At 41.8% G+C, this 18,531-nt stretch carries 11 protein-coding genes; 8 read left to right on the plus strand and 3 right to left on the minus strand.

The genetic code is table 11. From position 1 onward, the window contains the following. Positions 1-39 precede the first annotated feature (39 nt). Entirely contained in the window at positions 40-2,316 is a 2,277-nt protein-coding gene (locus tag C5N92_RS04515) for an NADP-dependent malic enzyme (protein WP_111749671.1), read from the minus strand. A gap of 418 nt (positions 2,317-2,734) precedes the next feature. Between C5N92_RS04515 and C5N92_RS04520 the strand changes: the two genes are divergently transcribed. Then, positions 2,735-4,456, plus strand: coding sequence for an acetolactate synthase 3 large subunit (locus C5N92_RS04520; RefSeq protein WP_111749672.1), 1,722 nt, complete (start codon positions 2,735-2,737; stop codon positions 4,454-4,456). Beyond that, on the plus strand, positions 4,449-4,940 hold the full coding sequence (ilvN, locus tag C5N92_RS04525; RefSeq protein WP_111749673.1) for an acetolactate synthase small subunit: 492 nt from the start codon (positions 4,449-4,451) through the stop codon (positions 4,938-4,940). Before C5N92_RS04520 ends, ilvN begins: the two co-directional genes overlap by 8 nt. Positions 4,941-4,973: 33 nt before the next feature. On the opposite strand, the gene polA is transcribed toward ilvN, so the two are convergent. Both polA and aroA read right to left on the minus strand, forming a co-directional pair. Then, entirely contained in the window at positions 4,974-7,829 is a 2,856-nt protein-coding gene (gene polA, locus C5N92_RS04530; RefSeq protein WP_111749674.1) for a DNA polymerase I, read from the minus strand. Positions 7,830-7,944: 115 nt separating this feature from the next. After that, positions 7,945-9,237, minus strand: coding sequence for a 3-phosphoshikimate 1-carboxyvinyltransferase (aroA, locus tag C5N92_RS04535; protein ID WP_111749675.1), 1,293 nt, complete (start codon positions 9,235-9,237; stop codon positions 7,945-7,947). Between the two features lie 244 nt (positions 9,238-9,481). On the opposite strand from aroA, the gene argC reads away from it, so the two are divergent. The 6 genes from argC to glgX all read left to right on the plus strand — a co-directional run bounded on the left by argC (position 9,482) and on the right by glgX (position 18,521). Next, positions 9,482-10,423, plus strand: coding sequence for an N-acetyl-gamma-glutamyl-phosphate reductase (gene argC, locus C5N92_RS04540; protein WP_111749676.1), 942 nt, complete (start codon positions 9,482-9,484; stop codon positions 10,421-10,423). A 21-nt stretch (positions 10,424-10,444) separates the two neighbouring features. Next, positions 10,445-11,665 carry a bifunctional glutamate N-acetyltransferase/amino-acid acetyltransferase ArgJ gene (gene argJ, locus C5N92_RS04545; protein WP_111749677.1) on the plus strand — a complete coding sequence of 407 codons (1,221 nt, stop codon included), beginning with the start codon at positions 10,445-10,447 and terminating at the stop codon, positions 11,663-11,665. A gap of 56 nt (positions 11,666-11,721) precedes the next feature. Further along, complete coding sequence (gene argB, locus C5N92_RS04550; RefSeq protein ID WP_111749678.1) at positions 11,722-12,585, plus strand: acetylglutamate kinase; 864 nt, start codon at positions 11,722-11,724, stop codon at positions 12,583-12,585. Further along, the gene (locus C5N92_RS04555) at positions 12,578-13,759 is read left to right on the plus strand and encodes an aspartate aminotransferase family protein (RefSeq protein ID WP_111749679.1); all 1,182 of its coding nucleotides are present in this window, start codon (positions 12,578-12,580) and stop codon (positions 13,757-13,759) included. Before argB ends, C5N92_RS04555 begins: the two co-directional genes overlap by 8 nt. A 343-nt stretch (positions 13,760-14,102) precedes the next feature. After that, a complete protein-coding gene (gene glgB, locus C5N92_RS04560; RefSeq protein WP_111749680.1) occupies positions 14,103-16,406 on the plus strand; it encodes a 1,4-alpha-glucan branching protein GlgB in 2,304 nt (767 codons plus the stop codon). A gap of 129 nt (positions 16,407-16,535) precedes the next feature. Continuing rightward, positions 16,536-18,521 carry a glycogen debranching protein GlgX gene (glgX, locus tag C5N92_RS04565; RefSeq protein ID WP_111749681.1) on the plus strand — a complete coding sequence of 662 codons (1,986 nt, stop codon included), beginning with the start codon at positions 16,536-16,538 and terminating at the stop codon, positions 18,519-18,521. Positions 18,522-18,531: the final 10 nt, after the last annotated feature.

The following is an 18,531-nucleotide window of genomic DNA, read 5'->3' on the forward strand; positions in this document are numbered from 1 at the left end:
AGAATGTTACCATCCTCCATTTTTTATTACCTAAAAATATTACTTCGTTTGCGCCTTAACCGCAGCAAAAGCAACCATGTTGATAATACGGCGAACCGATGAAACAGGGTTGAGAATATGAGCAGATTTGTTCATCCCTAAGAGAATTGGACCAACTGTAATAGCCGTTGTTGTTGCACGCAACAAGTTATAGCTGATACGTGCGGCTTCCATATTTGGCATGACTAATAAGTTTGCCGAGCCTTTCAATGGGCTATCTGGCATATAATCACGACGTAATTTCTCAGAGAGTGCTAAATCTCCATGCATTTCACCGTCAATCATCAATTCAGGATCACGGGCTTTCACAAGCTCTAACACTTTACGCATCTTTGGTGCACCAAGTAGATTAGATGCCCCATAATTTGAGTGAGATAGCAATGCCACTGCCGGCTCAATACCAAAACGACGGATCTCACGAGCTGCCATCAATGTAATTTCAGCAAGTTCTTCCGCAGTTGGATCAGCATTGACATAGGTGTCTGTGATGAAAACATTACCTGTTGGTAATACAAGGCTGTTTAATGCAGCGGGTACTTTTACGCTTTCTTTTACGCCGATAATATCACGAATAGCTTCTAAATGGCGGCTATAAGTACCAAACAAGCCACAAACTAAGCCATCCGCATAGCCCATTTCAACTAAAAGGGACGCAATTACGGTAGTATTAGATGTGGTTACACGTTTTGCAATCGCTTCTGTAATACCACGGCGTTTCATCAGGCTATAGTAACGTTTCCATAATTCTTCATGACGTTCATTGCGTTCATTATCTACAATTTCAAAGTCTTTTCCTGCCACAATATGTAAGCCGAGTTTTTTGATTTTTGCAGTAATGATTTCAGAGCGACCAATCAAGATTGGATAAGCAAGTCCCATTGAAACGACTTCTTGCGTTGCATGTAAAACTTTATCTTCTTCCCCTTCAGCAAGCACAATGCGTTTAATTTCTGCTTTTGCTTGGCTGAAAATTGGCTTCATAAAAAGATTGGTTTTATAAACAAATTGTGTGAGTTTTTCATGATACGCATCCCAATCTGTGATTGGACGTGTTGCAACACCAGATTCCATTGCTGCTTTTGCAACGGCTGGGGCGATACGCACAATTAAACGAGGGTCAAATGGGCGTGGAATGATGTAATCAGCACCAAAGGTCGTACCTTCACCACCATAAGCTGATGTCACGACTTCATTTTGCTCTGCAAGGGCAAGATCTGCAATTGCATACACTGCCGCACGTTTCATTTCTTCATTAATAGTCGTTGCCCCAACATCTAAAGCACCACGGAAAATAAATGGGAAGCAAAGCACATTATTTACTTGGTTCGGATAATCTGAACGGCCTGTACAGACGATTGCATCAGGGCGAGCTGCTTTGGCTTCAGGTGGGGTAATTTCAGGGTTTGGATTCGCTAGTGCAAGAATGATTGGGTGGGCTGCCATGGTGCGAACCATATCTTGCGTCAATGCCCCTGCTGCTGAACAACCAAGGAAAATATCTGCATTCGGCATTGCATCGCCTAATGTGCGCCAACCATTATCTTCAATCGCATAATGTTTTTTGGTCTCATCCATACGATCGTCACGATCTTTGTAGATCACACCTTTTGAGTCACATACCACGATATTTTCACGTTTCATCCCAAGAGAAACAAGCAAATTCAAGCATGCAATTGATGCCGCACCTGCCCCTGATGCCACTAAACGCACATCTTCAATTTTTTTATCAACAATACGTAATGCGTTGATGACAGCGGCTGCACTGATAATTGCTGTACCGTGTTGGTCATCGTGGAATACTGGAATATTCATGCGCTCACGCAATTTTTGTTCAATATAGAAACACTCTGGCGCTTTAATATCTTCAAGGTTGATACCGCCAAAGGTTGGCTCTAGAGAAGCAATAATTTCAACGAGTTTTTCAGGATCTTTCTCATTGATTTCAATATCAAAGACATCAATACCAGCAAATTTTTTAAAGAGAACCCCCTTCCCTTCCATAACAGGTTTACCTGCTAACGCACCGATATTGCCTAAACCTAATACGGCAGTTCCGTTTGAAATTACAGCGACTAAGTTTCCTTTTGATGTATAACGATAAGCTGCTGAAGGATCTTTCTCAATTTCTAAACAAGGCTCTGCCACCCCTGGTGAATAAGCTAAAGCAAGATCGCGTTGTGTTGCAAGAGATTTAGTTGGAGTTACTTCAATTTTACCTGGAATAGGAAATTCATGAAAATCAAGTGCTGCTTGGCGTAATTGAGATTTATCATCCATAGTTAATCCTTCTTTTAAAAAAATGGGTCACTGTCATTCTACCTTAAATCGCTAGTGATATTTTGTGATGTAGTTCTAAATTTTTAGAATTTGTTAAAAATAGATATTGCTCTAATCCCCCACAGAATCAGCTCGCATCAATTATCTCACTCATTTAATGTGATCTTTATCACATTTTATAAATGTTTATTATATTTTATGGATTTTATAAAAATCGGTACAAGCTGCCAAAAAAGTAAAAATAACAAGATTTATATACATAAAAATCCAATTTTTTAGATTTTATAGAAAATTATTCTGCAACAATAGGTATTTGATTAATATTGAACCTATAGACAAGCGGTTAGATTTCTTGCAAAATTTGCAACATCTTGTTTGTAAGAACAAACCCTAATTTTGTATTTAGTTGGAGGATTTAATGAAAAAACTTTCAGGCGCTGAAATGATTGTGCAATCCTTGCGTGACGAGGGCGTAGAATATGTCTTTGGTTACCCTGGTGGCTCAGTTCTTGATATTTATGATGCTATTCATACGTTAGGTGGCATCAAGCACGTACTTGTTCGCCATGAACAAGCTGCGGTACACATGGCTGATGGCTATGCTCGTTCAACGGGTAAAGTCGGCTGCGTATTAGTGACATCAGGTCCTGGTGCAACCAATGCGATTACCGGGATTGCCACCGCTTATTCGGACTCTATTCCTCTTGTGGTATTTTCAGGGCAAGTTCCTTCAAGCTTAATTGGTAGTGATGCATTCCAAGAGTGCGATATGGTAGGTATCTCTCGCCCTGTGGTTAAACACAGTTTCCTTGTTACAAATCCTGAAGAAATTCCTGAAATTGTGAAAAAGGCATTCTATATCGCTTCAACGGGTCGTCCTGGTCCTGTGGTGATTGATGTACCAAAAGATATGGTAAACCCTGCAAATAAGTTTAACTATAGCTATCCAAAAGATGTGGCATTACGCTCTTATAACCCGACAGTTCAAGGACATAAGGGACAGATCAAAAAAGCGTTAAAAGCAATTCTAGTAGCCAAAAAACCAGTGCTTTTTGTGGGTGGGGGTGCGGTGATTTCTGAATCTAATCAAGAACTTACCGAATTTGCACAAAAACTTAATTTACCTGTTACTAGCTCTTTAATGGGTTTGGGGGCTTATCCGAGTACCGATAAACAGTTCTTAGGAATGTTAGGAATGCACGGCACTTACGAGGCCAACAATGCAATGCATGAAAGTGATTTGATTTTAGGTATCGGAGTACGTTTTGATGATCGTACCACCAATAACCTTACAAAATATTGCCCGAATGCGAAAGTCATTCACGTGGATATTGATCCTGCATCTATTTCAAAAACCGTACCTGCCTATATTCCAATCGTTGGTGATGCAAAATTTGTGTTAGAAGAATTTTTAGCCTTATTGGGTGAAGAAAATCTTGCAAAAAGTCAGGCAGATCTGACCGCTTGGTGGGAACAAATTAATGTATGGAGAGCGAAACAGTGCTTGCGTTTTGAGCAAGGGGATGTGATTAAACCACAGCAAGTAATTCAAACGATTTACAAATTAACTAAAGGCGACGCTTATGTAGCATCTGATGTAGGGCAACACCAAATGTTTGCAGCACTTCACTACCCATTCGATAAGCCACGTCGTTGGATCAACTCAGGTGGTCTAGGTACCATGGGCTTTGGTTTACCTGCTGCGATGGGCGTAAAATTTGCACATCCTGAAGCAACGGTTGTGTGTGTTACGGGCGATGGCAGTATTCAGATGAATATTCAAGAACTATCTACCGCAAAACAATATGATACGCCAGTTGTGATCGTGAGTTTAAATAACCGTTTCTTAGGCATGGTAAAACAGTGGCAAGACATTATTTATGCAGGTCGTCACTCGCAATCTTATATGAATTCATTGCCTGATTTCGTTAAACTTGCGGAGGCTTATGGACACGTTGGTATTCAAATCAACACCCCTGATGAGCTAGAAGAAAAAATGGCTCAAGCCTTTGCCATCAAAGACAAATTGGTGTTTGTGGATGTATTGGTCGATGAAACGGAACACGTTTACCCAATGCAAATTCGTGGTGAATCAATGAAAGATATGATGTTAAGCAAAACGGAGAGAACAGATGCGTAGAACATTATCCGTCTTATTAGAAAATGAATCAGGGGCGTTATCCCGTGTGGTTGGGCTATTCTCTCAACGTGGTTTTAACATTGAAAGCTTAACTGTTGCCCCAACTGATGACCCAAGTTTATCCCGTATGACCATTGTGGCACAAGGTGATGAACAAGTTTTAGAACAGATCGAAAAACAGCTACATAAACTCATCGATATTTTCAAAGTGATTAACTTAAGCCACTGTGAACATATTGAGCGTGAAGTGTTATTACTGAAAGTCCGAGCAGTCGGTAGTGCGCGTGATGAAATCAAACGTATGGCAGATATTTTCCGTGGTCAAATCGTGGATATTACGCCTAAGCAATATACCATCCAGCTTGCCGGAACAAGCGATAAACTCAATGCGTTTATTGATGCAGTAAAAGCAGAGACGACGATTATTGAAATTGTTCGTTCAGGGGTGATTAGCCTTTCTCGTGGTGAGAAAAACAATCTCTAACAAATTAGGGGACATTGAGTCCCCTAATCTTTTTTAATGGGCTTCATCCCAATTACTGCCCACGCCCACTTCCGCAATCAGTGGCACTTTTAAGGCAATGGCTTTTTCCATTTCGGATTTAATCAGTTGCGTATAATGCTCGACTCTATCGGCTTTGACTTCAAATACCAATTCATCGTGAACTTGCATAATCATTGCAATATCATCACAATTTCTGACCGCTTGATCGATGCCGATCATTGCCACTTTGATAATATCTGCCGCCGTGCCTTGCATCGGGGCGTTGATTGCTACACGCTCTGCCGCTTTGCGTCTCATTTGGTTGCTCGAATTAATTTCAGGCAGATACAAACGACGACCAAACAGGGTCTCAACATAGCCTTTTTCCGCCGCTTTTTCACGAATATCTAACATAAACTGTTGAACCGCTGGATAGCGTTGGAAATACAGCTCCATATATTTTTTAGCGTCCGTTCGAGAAATACCGAGTTGGTTAGATAAGCCAAACTCCGACATTCCGTAGATCAAGCCAAAGTTAATCGCTTTCGCACTGCGGCGTTGTTCGCTAGTGACTTCGTCCAACGGCACGCCGAAAATCTCGGCTGCAGTTGAGCGGTGAATATCTTTGCCGTCCGCAAAGGCTTTAATCATATTCGCATCATTAGCAAGGTGAGCCATAATGCGTAGCTCAATTTGTGAATAGTCGGCGGCTAAAATTTGATAACCTTCACGGGCAATAAAGGCTTGACGAATACGTCTGCCCTGCTCGTTGCGGATCGGAATGTTCTGCAAGTTCGGATCGCTTGATGAAAGTCGCCCTGTTGCTGTTACCGCTTGATGATAAGAGGTATGCACTCGCCCTGTTTGTGCGTTGATCATCTGTGGCAATTTGTCGGTGTAGGTCGATTTGAGTTTGCTCAAGCCACGATGTTCCATTAACAACACAGGCACTTGATGCCCCATTTGTGCCAACTCTTCCAACACTTCTTCGTTAGTGGACGGCGCGCCTTTCGGGGTTTTCTTCAACACAGGCAAGCCTAATTTGTTGAACAAAATCTCTTGTAGCTGTTTGGTGGACGCAAGGTTAAACACTTCGCCTGCTTCTTGATGAACCTGCTGTTCTAGCTCAATCAAACGCTGTTCAATTTCCGCTGAATGTGCCAACAGTTTGGCAGGATCGATCAACACGCCATTGCGTTCTACACGAGACAACACGCTAACCAACGGCATTTCGATCTGCTCAAACAGTTTCACCAATTCAGGCGTTTTTTGTAGTTCAGACCATAAAAGTTGGTGCAATTTCATCGTGATTTCGGCATCTTCGCCAGCGTATTCAGTGGCTTTGTCGAGCGGAATTTGGTCAAAGGTAAGCTGATTTTTGCCCTTGCCTGCCAGCTCTTCAAATGGAATGGTGGTATGCCCTAAATAGCGTTGAGCCAACTCGTCCATATTATGCCGTCCTGTGCTGTCAAGGGTGTAAGATTGCAACATCGTATCAAACGCCACGCCTTGTAGCTCAATGCCGTTGCGAGCAAAAATGGTTAAATCGTATTTGATATTCTGCCCGATTTTACGAATGCTCGGGTTCTCTAAAATCGGCTTGAGCTGTGCCAAACAGTCCGCTTTGTTGAGCTGATTTGGGAGCAACACGTCCGTCTCTTCGCTTTCATTTTCGCTGTCGCCAAACAGATCGACCTGTGTTGGTTGAGCCACTCTGCCCTTGTGTGCCAACGGAATATAACAGGCTTCGCCACTTTCCAAACCAAAGGAAATACCGACCAAATTCGCTTGCATTGCATCAAGGTTATCCGTTTCGGTATCGACTGCTACTAGCTCCGCCGCCTGCAATTTCTCCAACCAGTTGCTGAACAATTCAGGGGTATTTACGCAATCGTAAGCGGTGCGATCTATCTCAATTTTTGCAAATTTTTTCTCAGAAGTGACCGCTTGTGTCGCTTGATAATTGTTCGGGATCTTCTCCGCTGCCGTTTGGGTAACAGGGTTGGCATCGTTCATCACTTCATTCAGCCAACGTTTAAATTCATAACGCCCAAAGAGTTCCACCAGCTGATCTCGCTGTTGCGGTTGGGTGAGCAGTTGATCGTGGGTCACATCAAGGGGAACATCGGTTTTAATCGTGGCTAACAAATAAGAGAGAGCCGCCGTTTCTTTTTCGGCTTCAAGTTTCGGGGCAAAAGTTTTCGCTCCACGAAAGCCCAACTCCGCCACTTTATCTAAGTTGGCATAAATCGCTTTCATCGAGCCAATCCCTTGTAGCAAGGCAATCGCCGTCTTTTCGCCCACGCCTTTCACGCCTGGAATGTTATCGGACGAATCGCCAAGCAGGGCGAGATAGTCAATAATCAATTCAGGCGGAATGCCGTATTTTTCAATCACGCCCTCACGGTCGAGCAAAGTGTTGTTCATCGTGTTAATCAGCATAATATGATCGTTCACTAGTTGAGCCATATCTTTATCGCCCGTACTGATTAAAACGTGCTTGCCTGCTTGTGCCGCTTGCACCGCAAGAGTGCCGATCACATCGTCTGCTTCCACACCTTCAATGGATAACAGCGGAATACCGAGTGCTTTAATCATTGCGTGTAACGGCTGAATTTGCGAACGTAGCTCATCAGGCATCGGCGGACGGTGAGATTTGTACTGCTCAAACAGTTCATCACGAAACGTTTTGCCTTTCGCATCAAACACCACAGCAATATGGCTCGGCTCGACCTGTGCAATCAAACTTTTTAACATATTCAACACACCATACATCGCCCCCGTCGGTTCTCCCTGTTTGTTAGTTAAAGGGGGAAATGCGTGGAATGCACGGTATAAATAGGACGACCCGTCCACCAAAACAAGCGGATTTTGTGCGATAGTTGCCATTGAAACTCTCTTTAGTATAGAAAAAATCGATCTGAAAATTGGGCGGTATTATAGCGAAAATGTGGGGGAAATTGGGAATTAATATAGGGTGAGAAAATCTCACCCTATAAATTACTTACCCACAAATCTTCCCAAACTCTTCAAAATAGGTCGGGAAGGTTTTGGCGGTACATTTTGGATCTAAAATCGTCACCGGCGTATTTGAAAGAGCAACGAGTGAGAAACACATTGCCATTCGATGATCGTTGTAGGTCGCAATTTCAGCATGTTGGAATTGGTCTAATGCAAGCGGTTGGATTCGGATAAAATCTTCCCCTTCTTCCACTTCAGCACCGACTTTGCGTAACTCGGTTGCCATCGCTGTTAATCGGTCGGTCTCTTTCACTCGCCAGTTGTAGATATTACGAATCACGGTTTCACCTTCGGCAAAAAGGGCTGTGGTGGCAATGGTCATGGCTGCATCTGGAATATGGTTCATATCCATATCAATGCCTTTAAGTTCGCCCTGCTCTGCTTGGATAAAATCGTCACCCCAAGTGATTTTTGCGCCCATTTTTTCGAGTACGTCAGCAAACAAGCGGTCACCTTGAATCGAATTTTTACCAATGCCTGTGACTTTGACTTTCCCTTTAATTGCCCCTGTGGCTAAGAAATAAGAGGCTGAAGAAGCATCGCCTTCCACCAAATATTTTTGTGGTGAAACATAGCGTTGATTACCTTTAACAAAGAAAGTTTGATAATTTGTGTGAGACACTGTCACGCCAAAATCTTTCATCATCGCAAGGGTGATGTCGATATAAGGTTTAGAAACCAATTCACCGATAATCTCGATTTCCATATCATCCGATGCCAAGGGTGCAGACATCAACAATGCGGTGAGAAACTGAGACGAAATCGAGCCGTCAATTTGAATTTTGCCACCCTGAATCCCTGTATTGCGAATAGCAATCGGCGGATAGCCTTCATTTTCAAGATATTGAACCGAAGCACCCGCTTGACGTAACGCATCAACCAAATGCTTAATCGGACGCTCTTTCATACGTGGCTCGCCCGTTAAAATCACTTCCGCTTCTTGTTTGCCTTTTAAGCAAAGTGCCGCCGTGAGTGGACGCATTGCAGTGCCCGCATTGCCTAAAAAGAGCGACAAGCCATTTTGCCACTGAAATGCACCGCCAACGCCTTCTACAGTGCAAACGGTTTTATCTTCTGAAAGTTGGTAATTTACGCCTAATGCTTTTAACGCATTGAGCATATGGCGAATATCATCGCTATCGAGCAAGTTTGTCACTTGCGTTGTGCCTTGTGCGAGAGCCGCTAATAATAAAGCACGATTTGATAGGCTTTTTGAGCCAGGTAAATTGATTTCACCTTCGACACGGGTGATAGGTTGTAATGTCAGTTTTTCCATGTTGTGTCCGAAAATTTGCAAAAAAGCGGCAAATCTTACCGCTTGTTATGGTTATATAAAGCGTGAAAGCAGTTTAGCGGTTGAATTTAAAATTACAATGGGTTTCTACTATTTTCTAATGAAATATAAAACCACGCCCACAAAGTGAATATAAATTCATTTATATTGCATAATTATTAAAACCAAACTTGCATTTAAATGATTTTATGCATAAACTGCTGAAAAATTAACATGAGAAGATTGTATGACCAAATATAAAATTTTTGTTGATGGCGCAGTAGGTACAACGGGATTGCGTATTCACGAACGTTTATCCACTCAAACAGACATTGAATTGTTAGAACTGCCCGAGCATCAGCGTAAAGATTTGACTGCACGTTTAGATAAAATAGCAGAAGCAGATCTTACGCTACTCTGTTTGCCTGATGATGCAGCAAAAGAGATTATTGCTCTTGCGCCTAAAGAGAGCAAAATTTGTGATACCTCAACGGCCCATCGCACTCAATCCGATTGGGTTTATGGCTTTGCAGAACTCACTTCTCAAACAGAAAAAATTGCGCAAGCGAATCGAGTTGCCGTACCAGGTTGCCATGCCACTGGGTTTATTTCTCTCGTCCGCCCATTAATTGAAAAAGGGGCATTAAGTGCAGATTATCCACTCATTTGCCATTCACTCACAGGCTACTCGGGTGGTGGAAAAGCCATGATCGCGGATTATCAACAGGCTGAACGTAGCGCTGATTTTGATGCGCCTCGTATGTATGGATTGAATTTAAACCATAAACATCTACCTGAAATGATGGCAGTAACAGGTAGCTCAACTGCTCCGATTTTCACGCCTGTGGTTGCCGATTATTATAGCGGTATGCTCGTTACTGTGCCGTTGCCAATGACGGCAATCCATGCTGAATATGCCTCAGGTGAAAAAATTACACAGCTATTATCCGCTTATTACCAAGGTAAAAAATTAGTCAATGTACATCAGCTTAATACAATGCCAACGCCAATGATGGCAGCAAACCAACTTTCAGGCAAAGATAATCTTGAGATCTTTGTTTATGCTAATTCAACCCAAATTGTGCTTATGGCACTGTTTGATAATTTAGGCAAAGGATCTTCAGGGGCGGCTGTTCAATGTATGAATATCATGCTTGGACGTGATGAAACAGCGGGCTTAACCATTTAAAAAAATATAAGGAAAAGAGAAATGAACACAACAGCAATTTTAGGCGGCGTGACCGCACCACAAGGGTTTAAAGCAAGCGGAATTCATTGCGGTATTCGTAAAAATAAAGAAAAGTTAGATTTAGCCTTACTTGTCAGTGATGTACCTTGTGCCACAGCCGCTGTTTATACACAAAATAAAGTCAAAGGCGCACCTATTTTAGTGACCAAAGCGAATATCGCCGACGGCTATAGCCAAGCGATGATGTGTAATAGTGGCAATGCCAACACTTGTAACCCAAACGGTATTGAACTTGCTGAGAAATGTTGTGAAATGGTTGCAACTGCGTTGAATTTAAAAGCAAGTGATATTGTGATTGCATCAACAGGGGTAATCGGTCAGCCGCTCCCGTTAGAACCGTTTGAACAAGGCATTCCAAAAGCCGTCGCAAGTTTAAGCTATCAAGGTGGTACACAAGCGGCAGAAGCGATTATGACCACCGATACTCGCCTTAAAGAGTATGCCGTCGCCTTTGAATTAGGCGGGAAAACTTGTCATATGGGCATCATGACCAAAGGCAGTGGTATGATCAATCCAAATATGGCAACCATGCTGACCTTTATTACTACAGATGTGGCGATCAGTCCTGAGATGCTTAATCTTGCCTTGAAAAAAGAGATTAAACAGACTATCAATCAAATCAACGTCGATGGCGATACTTCGACTAACGATATGGCAAGCATTATGGCAAACGGCTTAGCGGGTAATACGCCTATCACGCAAACAGGGGCTGATTTCGATCTGTTCTGCCAAGTGTTAAATCATGTCTGTATTTGGGCTTGTCGCCAAATTGCCTTTGACGGCGAAGGCGCAACCAAATTATTAGAATGTACCGTCACTAACGCTCGTACTGAAGATGTCGCCCTTGCGGTATCAAAAAGTATTATTTCAAGCGACTTATTTAAATCTGCTATGTTTGGCGAAGATGCAAACTGGGGGCGTGTGCTTTGTGCGATTGGCTATACCGAAGGCGACTTCTCTATTGATGGCGTATCGTTAAAATTAAAGAGTGAAAAAGGCGAAGTACTTGTCTGTCAAAACGCCATGTATCACCCATTTAGTGAAGAGAAAGCGGCAGAAGTATTAAGCGCACCGCACATTGAAATTTTAGTTGATATGAATGATGGCACAGCCAATGCACAGGCTTGGGGCTGCGATCTCACTTATGAATATGTCAAAATCAACGGCGATTATCGTAGTTAGTGATTAAAAACAAGCGGTCAGATTTCAATAAAAATTTGCAAACACAGGAAAATAAAATGAAACCATCCCAAGTACATTTACTCTCAGAAGTGATGGAACAAGCGCATCCCTATATAAAAAAATATCAAGATAAAATTATCGTGGTGAAATATGGCGGTAATGCCATGATTAATGAAGAGCTCAAAATGGCTGTTATGCAAGATTTGTTGTTGCTTAATCAAATCGGCATTAAAGTTGTGCTTGTTCATGGCGGTGGTCCTGAAATTTCACAAGGATTAAAGTTAATAGGCAAAGAGAGCAAATTTATCAATGGCTTACGAGTAACGGATAAAGAAACCATAGAAATTGTGCAACAAATGTTAGCGGGCAAGATAAACAAAAGCCTTGTTGCATTGCTTAAAGGCAAAGGCATTGGCTTGTGCGGTATTGATGGACAAATGTTGCTTTGTGAGCCGATCAATGAAGAACTTGGGTTTGTTGGAGCAGTAAAACAAGTGAATACCAAACTACTTGATTTTGCTTTAAATTCAGGCTTAATCCCTGTGATTGCGACAGTGGGTGTTGATGAACAAGGCACTGCCTACAATGTTAATGCGGATACGGCTGCAAGTAAAATTGCCATAGCCCTTGGTGCAGAGAAATTGGTGAGTATGACCGATATTGTCGGTGTGCTAAAAGATCGCTTTGATGATACTACTCTCATTCCACAAATTGAGATTTCAGAAGTTAATGCGTTAGTCGAACAAGGTATTATCACAGACGGTATGATCCCGAAGATCGAGTGTTGCATTGACTGTGTGCGTGAAGGGGTAAAATCTGCTTCTATTATTGATGGACGTGTACCCCACGCTTTATTGATTGAAACCTTTACCTCACAAGGCAATGGAACGCTGTTTTATAAAAGGAAAAATGATGAATAGCCAACAAATTAAAACATTAGATAGTCAACATATCGCTCAAACCTATGGACGTTTTGATCTTGCGCTTTCTCATGGCAAGGGCTGTGTTGTATGGGATTTTGAAGGAAAACAGTACCTTGATTTTACCAGCGGCATTGGCACAAACAGTTTAGGTTGGGCTGATGAAAATTGGCTTGCAGCGGTCACGGAACAAGCTGGTAAGCTGCAACACGTTTCCAATCTCTTTTTTAGTGAGCCATCTGCAAAACTTGCAGCAAAACTGACCGCTTGTTCAGGCTTAAAACGTGCGTTTTTTTGCAATAGCGGTGCAGAAGCAAACGAAGGAGCAATTAAAACGGCTCGTAAATATAGCTTTGATAAATATGGCAAAGGGCGTTCAACCATCATTAGCCTACAAAACTCTTTCCATGGTCGGACAATCTCTACCCTTTCTGCTACAGGGCAAGATACTTTCCATCAATTCTTTTTTCCTTTTACAGAAGGTTTTGAACATCTTCCCGCTAACGATATTCAAACGTTGACTCAACGTTTAGATCAAACAGATGTCTGTGCGATTATGGTTGAGATTGTGCAAGGTGAAGGTGGCATTTTTACCTTAGAAACAGATTATCTCAACGCCTTGCAACAACTTTGTACTGAAAAAGATATATTACTAATTATTGATGAAGTACAAACAGGTATTGGGCGTACAGGGAAATTTTTCGCCTTCCAACACTTTGATTTACAACCTGATATTGTCACCCTTGCTAAAGGCTTAGGCGGTGGCCTACCGATTGGTGCTGTGCTGTTTGGCGAAAAATGTCAGCATACGCTAGGCAAAAGCGATCACGGTTCGACTTTTGGTGGAAACCCCGTTTGTTGTGCCTCTGCCAATGCTGTGCTCGATAAACTCACCCCTGAATTTTTAGCCGACGTACAAACCAAAGCAGCCAAACTTCACACTGCCCTACTTAATTTACCCAAAGTCAAAAGTGTCAGTGGGTTAGGTTTAATGATCGGTGTTGAATTTGAAGAAGGAATTGTGGCGAGCGATATCGTCAATAAAGGCATTCAAAAAGGGATTTTAACCTTAACCGCAAAGCATAAATTGCGTTTATTACCGCCTTTGATCATTAGCGATGCACAGATAAATGAAGGCATTACAATATTAAAAGATATTCTTCAAGAACTTTAATATTTAATTCTATAGAGAAAATGAAATCTCATTTTCTCTATTCTTTATATAAATTAATTTCCATTCATATCATTCAAACAATTTACTTTTAAACATAAAACTTACATTAAATTACAAATAAGCATTTCATCATATAAAATGATAATTTATTCCACTCCACAAGAATTTATCATCCTTCTCATACTAAAATAACGTTTTGATTTATAAGAATAAAAAACCTACTTAGAATATTTATGATTTACATCAAAATTATCAGTTGTTTTGTAAATCTAATTTTAATAGAATGCCATGCAAACGTTTATTTCAGCATTTCCATTTACTGTAGTGTAGCCAAGGAGAGCAGATGAAAGACCAAGCACTAAATATTAACTTGATTAAGCAAGACAAAACCTTTATTGAACAGCTCGCTAACGGTTGCTGTAAAGATCCATTTGCTTTTTTAGGCGTTCACCAAATTGATGACGGTATTATTATTCGTGCCTATTTACCTGAAGCGTTACAAGTTTCTGTTATTGATGAAAATAGTGAACCAATAGCTGAAATGCAACAAGTTGACGATCGTGGCTTTTTTGTTGCGAATTTAATTGGTAAAAAAACCGACCTTTCCTACCGCTTGCTTGTGCGTTATGCCCATACCGAAATCGATATCGAAGATCCTTACCGCTTTCAATCCCATTTCTCTGACTTTGACAACTGGTTGCTTTCCGAAGGAACTCACGTCCGTCCTTATGAACGATTAGGGGCTCATCTTGTTACCCAAAATGAAGTGGGCGGTATTCACTTTAGCCTTTGGGCACCAAACGCTCGCCGTGTTTCTGTTGTAGGTGATTTCAACTACTGGGACGGTCGCCGCCATTCAATGCGTTTTCATCAAACGAGCGGTATTTGGGATATTTTCATTCCGAACATTCCAAAAGGCACACTCTATAAATTCGAGATTTTAGATAAAAACGGGCAAATCCGTTTGAAATCAGACCCTTATGCTTTTTCAGCACAATTCCGCCCTGATACCGCTTCTGTGGCATCTGGTTTACCTGCGATTGTGGAAAGTGACGAAAAACGCCGTAGAGCAAACGATCCAGACCAACCGATTTCTGTCTATGAAGTGCATTTAGGCTCTTGGAGACGCAATTTAGAAAACAATTACTGGCTCAATTATGAAGAAATTGCTAATGAACTCATTCCTTATGTGAAAGAGATGGGCTTTACCCATATTGAGTTATTGCCAGTTACCGAATTTCCGTTCGATGGCTCTTGGGGCTATCAGCCAACGGGAATTTATGCCCCAACAAGTCGCTTTGGCTCCCCTGAGGGTTTGCGTACCTTGATTAGCAAAGCTCACGAAGCAGGCATTAATGTGATTTTAGACTGGGTAGTCGGACATTTCCCAACGGACGAACACGGTTTGGCTTACTTAGACGGCACACACCTTTACGAACATTCCGATCCAAAAGAGAGCTATCATCAAGACTGGAATACCTTGATTTTCAACTACGGTCGCCACGAAGTACGCAACTATTTAACAGGCAATGCACTTTACTGGATTGAGCGTTTCGGCATTGATGCCTTGCGTGTCGATGCGGTTGCATCAATGATTTACCGTGATTACTCTCGTAAAGATGGCGAATGGATCCCAAATCGTTACGGCGGTCGTGAAAATTTAGAAGCCTTAGATTTCTTGCGTGCAACGAATGATATGTTGGCAAAAGAGGGCAAAACAGGTATCACGATTGCAGAAGAGTCCACGTCTTTTGCAGGCATTACACACCCAACGGAAAATCACGGCTTAGGCTTTGATTATAAATGGAATATGGGGTGGATGAACGATACCTTACGCTATATGAAAACCGATCCGATTTACCGCAAATATCATCACGATTTGATGACTTTCGGAATGATCTATCAATATAGCGAAAAATTTATGCTACCGCTTTCACACGATGAAGTAGTACACGGTAAATGTTCACTACTTGGCAAAATGCCGGGCGACTGCTGGCAACAGTTTGCCAACCTGCGTGCTTATTATGGCTATATGTGGGGTTATCCGGGTAAAAAATTGCTCTTTATGGGTAACGAATTTGCTCAAGGGCGTGAGTGGAATTATCAAGAGAGCCTTGACTGGTTCTTGCTCAACGATGAACACGGCGGTTGGCATAAAGGTATGCTCAACTGGGTGCGCGATTTAAACCGCATTTACCGCCAATACCCTGCCCTTTATCAGCAAGATTACGATCCTGCTGGCTTTGAGTGGTTGGTGGTGGACGATGCAGAGCAATCGGTCTTTGCCTTTGAACGTAAGGCGAAAGACGGATCAAGTGTGATTGTGGTGAGTAACTTCACTCCGATCCCACGAGATAACTATCGCTTTGGAGTTCACGAAGATGCGATCTACAAAGAGATTTTGAACTCCGACTCTGCCTACTATATGGGTAGCAATTTGGGTAACTTCGGTGAAATCAGTTGCGAAGAAATCGAGTCTCACGGCAAACCGTTCTCTATTTCGCTCACAATCCCACCGCTTGCCACGATTTTTATCGTGAAAGAAGCTAAACCACAAGCGGTTAAAAAAGCGAAAAAATCTGCGAAAAAGGTAGAGCCGAAAGCAGACGTTGTTAAGGCAACAAAACCAAAAAGTAAAAAGAAATAACGTAGGAAATAAATCCGAAATGTAGGGACACACTGCGTGTGTCCGACTAATCTCATTTTTACGCAAAAACGATATTTAACGGACACACGCAGTGTGTCCCTACAAAAATTATATGTACTAAGGCTGTATATGAAGTACCTTGCAGGCAGACCATTTCCATTAGGGAGCCGATTAACTGAAATCAATGGAGAAAAAGGCGTTAATTTCGCACTCTTTTCTCGCCGTGCAAGCGGTGTGGAACTTGCGATTTTTTGCGATGGAAAAGAAATTCGATTACCGATGATCAAAACCGATGAAATTTGGCATCTGTTTGTGGTCGGGCTAAAAGCTGGGACGCAATATGGCTATCGGGTAACAGGACAAGTGAATGAAGAAAAAGGCGATCTGTTTAACCCGAATAAGTTATTGGTGGACCCCTATGCAAACGCCATTATTGGCGATCCCGATTTATCGAGTGATGACGCGGTAAAATGGTTTCATTGGAACGATCCAAGAGACAATGCACATCTCGCACCAAAATCCATTGTGGTAGAACGCCACTCTTTTGATTGGGAAGGTGACTATAAACCTTTTACACCGTGGTCAGAAACGGTTATTTATGAAACACACGTAAAAGGTTTTAGTAAATTGAATCCAGATGTTCCTGAAAAAATTCGGGGAACATTTGCAGGATTAGCACATAAAGCATCTATTGCTCATTTGAAACGTTTAGGTGTAACAGCCATAGAGCTATTGCCTATTACCTACCATGTGGATGAGCCACATTTACAAAAAATGGGGTTATCTAATTATTGGGGATACAACGTTTTAGGTCATTTTGCGGTTGATCCCAAGCTTGCTTATAACCAGGCAGACCCATTAACTGAATTCAAACAGTTGGTTAAAACTCTACATAAAGCAGGGATTGAAGTCATCATGGATGTGGTGTTTAACCATACTGCTGAAGCGGGTAAAGATGGGCCGATGTTGTCACAACGTGGTATTGATAACGAAGCGTATTATTGGCTAACCGATAATAGCGAATATTTAAATTGGACTGGGTGTGGTAATACACTTAATGTCTCCTCCGATGTGGCGGTATTGCGTTGGGTGATAGACTGCTTATGTTATTGGGTAAAAGAGTGTAATGTTGATGGATTCCGCTTTGATTTAGGTGCAGTACTTGGTAGAGCACCAACCTTTTCAGAGAAATCAGCATTTTTCACCGCAGTGTATAGTAATTCCAAGCTTTCTCATGTAAAACTCATCGCAGAACCTTGGGATATTGGTTGGAGTGGATACCAATTAGGTGCATTCCCAAAACCTTTTGCAGAATGGAATGATCGTTACCGTGATGATATGCGTCGCTTCTTCTTACAAAGTAGTGGTGAATTAGGCGGATTCGTAAGACGATTTGCAGGTAGCGACGATATTTTTGCGCATAATCGCCAACCATTTCACAGTATTAATTTTATCACGGCTCATGACGGGTTTACGCTACAAGATCTCGTCAGTTACAACGAAAAACATAACTGGGCAAATGGTGAAGATAACCGTGATGGACACGGTCACAACATTAGCCATAATTTTGGGATTGAAGGAAATACAGAAAATACCGCTATCCTAAAACAACGTGATTTAGCAAAACGTGCATTATTGGCTACCCTACTTCTCTCTGGCGGAACACCAATGTTACTTGCAGGTGACGAATTAGGACATACACAACAAGGCAATAATAATAGCTATTGCCAAGATAATGAAATTAGTTGGATTGATTGGAAAACAGCAGATCAATCATTAATTGACTATACCGCTAAATTGATTGCGTTACGAAAACAAATTCCATTACTTTCACAAGAAAGTAAATGGTGGACAAGCGAATCAGTGCAATGGTTGCGCCCTGATGGTAACGTCATTCAATTTAAGGACTGGCAAGATCACTCTAGCAAAGCTTTACAAATATTATTAGAAGATAAATGGCTCATTTTAGTGAATGCCAAATCAGCAAAACAACTATTTTTATTACCTAAAGGCAACTGGCAAGTGCTTTTAGGTGAAAAAGAAACCACTCTAATGACAGATACGCTTGCGGTTACGCTCAATCATATTGAGGTATGCGTACTTCAAAGGAATTAATATTCACTAT

This window comes from Glaesserella australis (genome assembly GCF_003260095.1).
In the GTDB taxonomy this organism is placed as follows: Bacteria; Pseudomonadota; Gammaproteobacteria; order Enterobacterales; family Pasteurellaceae; genus Glaesserella; species Glaesserella australis.

Bases quoted from the DNA above. Each gene is read 5' to 3' on its own strand.
- argB (WP_111749678.1), top strand. From the start codon at position 11,722: ATGAAACCATCCCAAGTACATTTACTCTCAGAAGTGATGGAACAAGCG.
- C5N92_RS04520 (WP_111749672.1), top strand. From the start codon at position 2,735: ATGAAAAAACTTTCAGGCGCTGAAATGATTGTGCAATCCTTGCGTGAC.
- C5N92_RS04555 (WP_111749679.1), top strand. From the start codon at position 12,578: ATGAATAGCCAACAAATTAAAACATTAGATAGTCAACATATCGCTCAA.
- ilvN (WP_111749673.1), top strand. From the start codon at position 4,449: ATGCGTAGAACATTATCCGTCTTATTAGAAAATGAATCAGGGGCGTTA.
- polA (WP_111749674.1), bottom strand. From the start codon at position 7,829: ATGGCAACTATCGCACAAAATCCGCTTGTTTTGGTGGACGGGTCGTCC.
- glgX (WP_111749681.1), top strand. From the start codon at position 16,536: ATGAAGTACCTTGCAGGCAGACCATTTCCATTAGGGAGCCGATTAACT.
- argC (WP_111749676.1), top strand. From the start codon at position 9,482: ATGACCAAATATAAAATTTTTGTTGATGGCGCAGTAGGTACAACGGGA.
- glgB (WP_111749680.1), top strand. From the start codon at position 14,103: ATGAAAGACCAAGCACTAAATATTAACTTGATTAAGCAAGACAAAACC.
- C5N92_RS04515 (WP_111749671.1), bottom strand. From the start codon at position 2,316: ATGGATGATAAATCTCAATTACGCCAAGCAGCACTTGATTTTCATGAA.
- aroA (WP_111749675.1), bottom strand. From the start codon at position 9,237: ATGGAAAAACTGACATTACAACCTATCACCCGTGTCGAAGGTGAAATC.
- argJ (WP_111749677.1), top strand. From the start codon at position 10,445: ATGAACACAACAGCAATTTTAGGCGGCGTGACCGCACCACAAGGGTTT.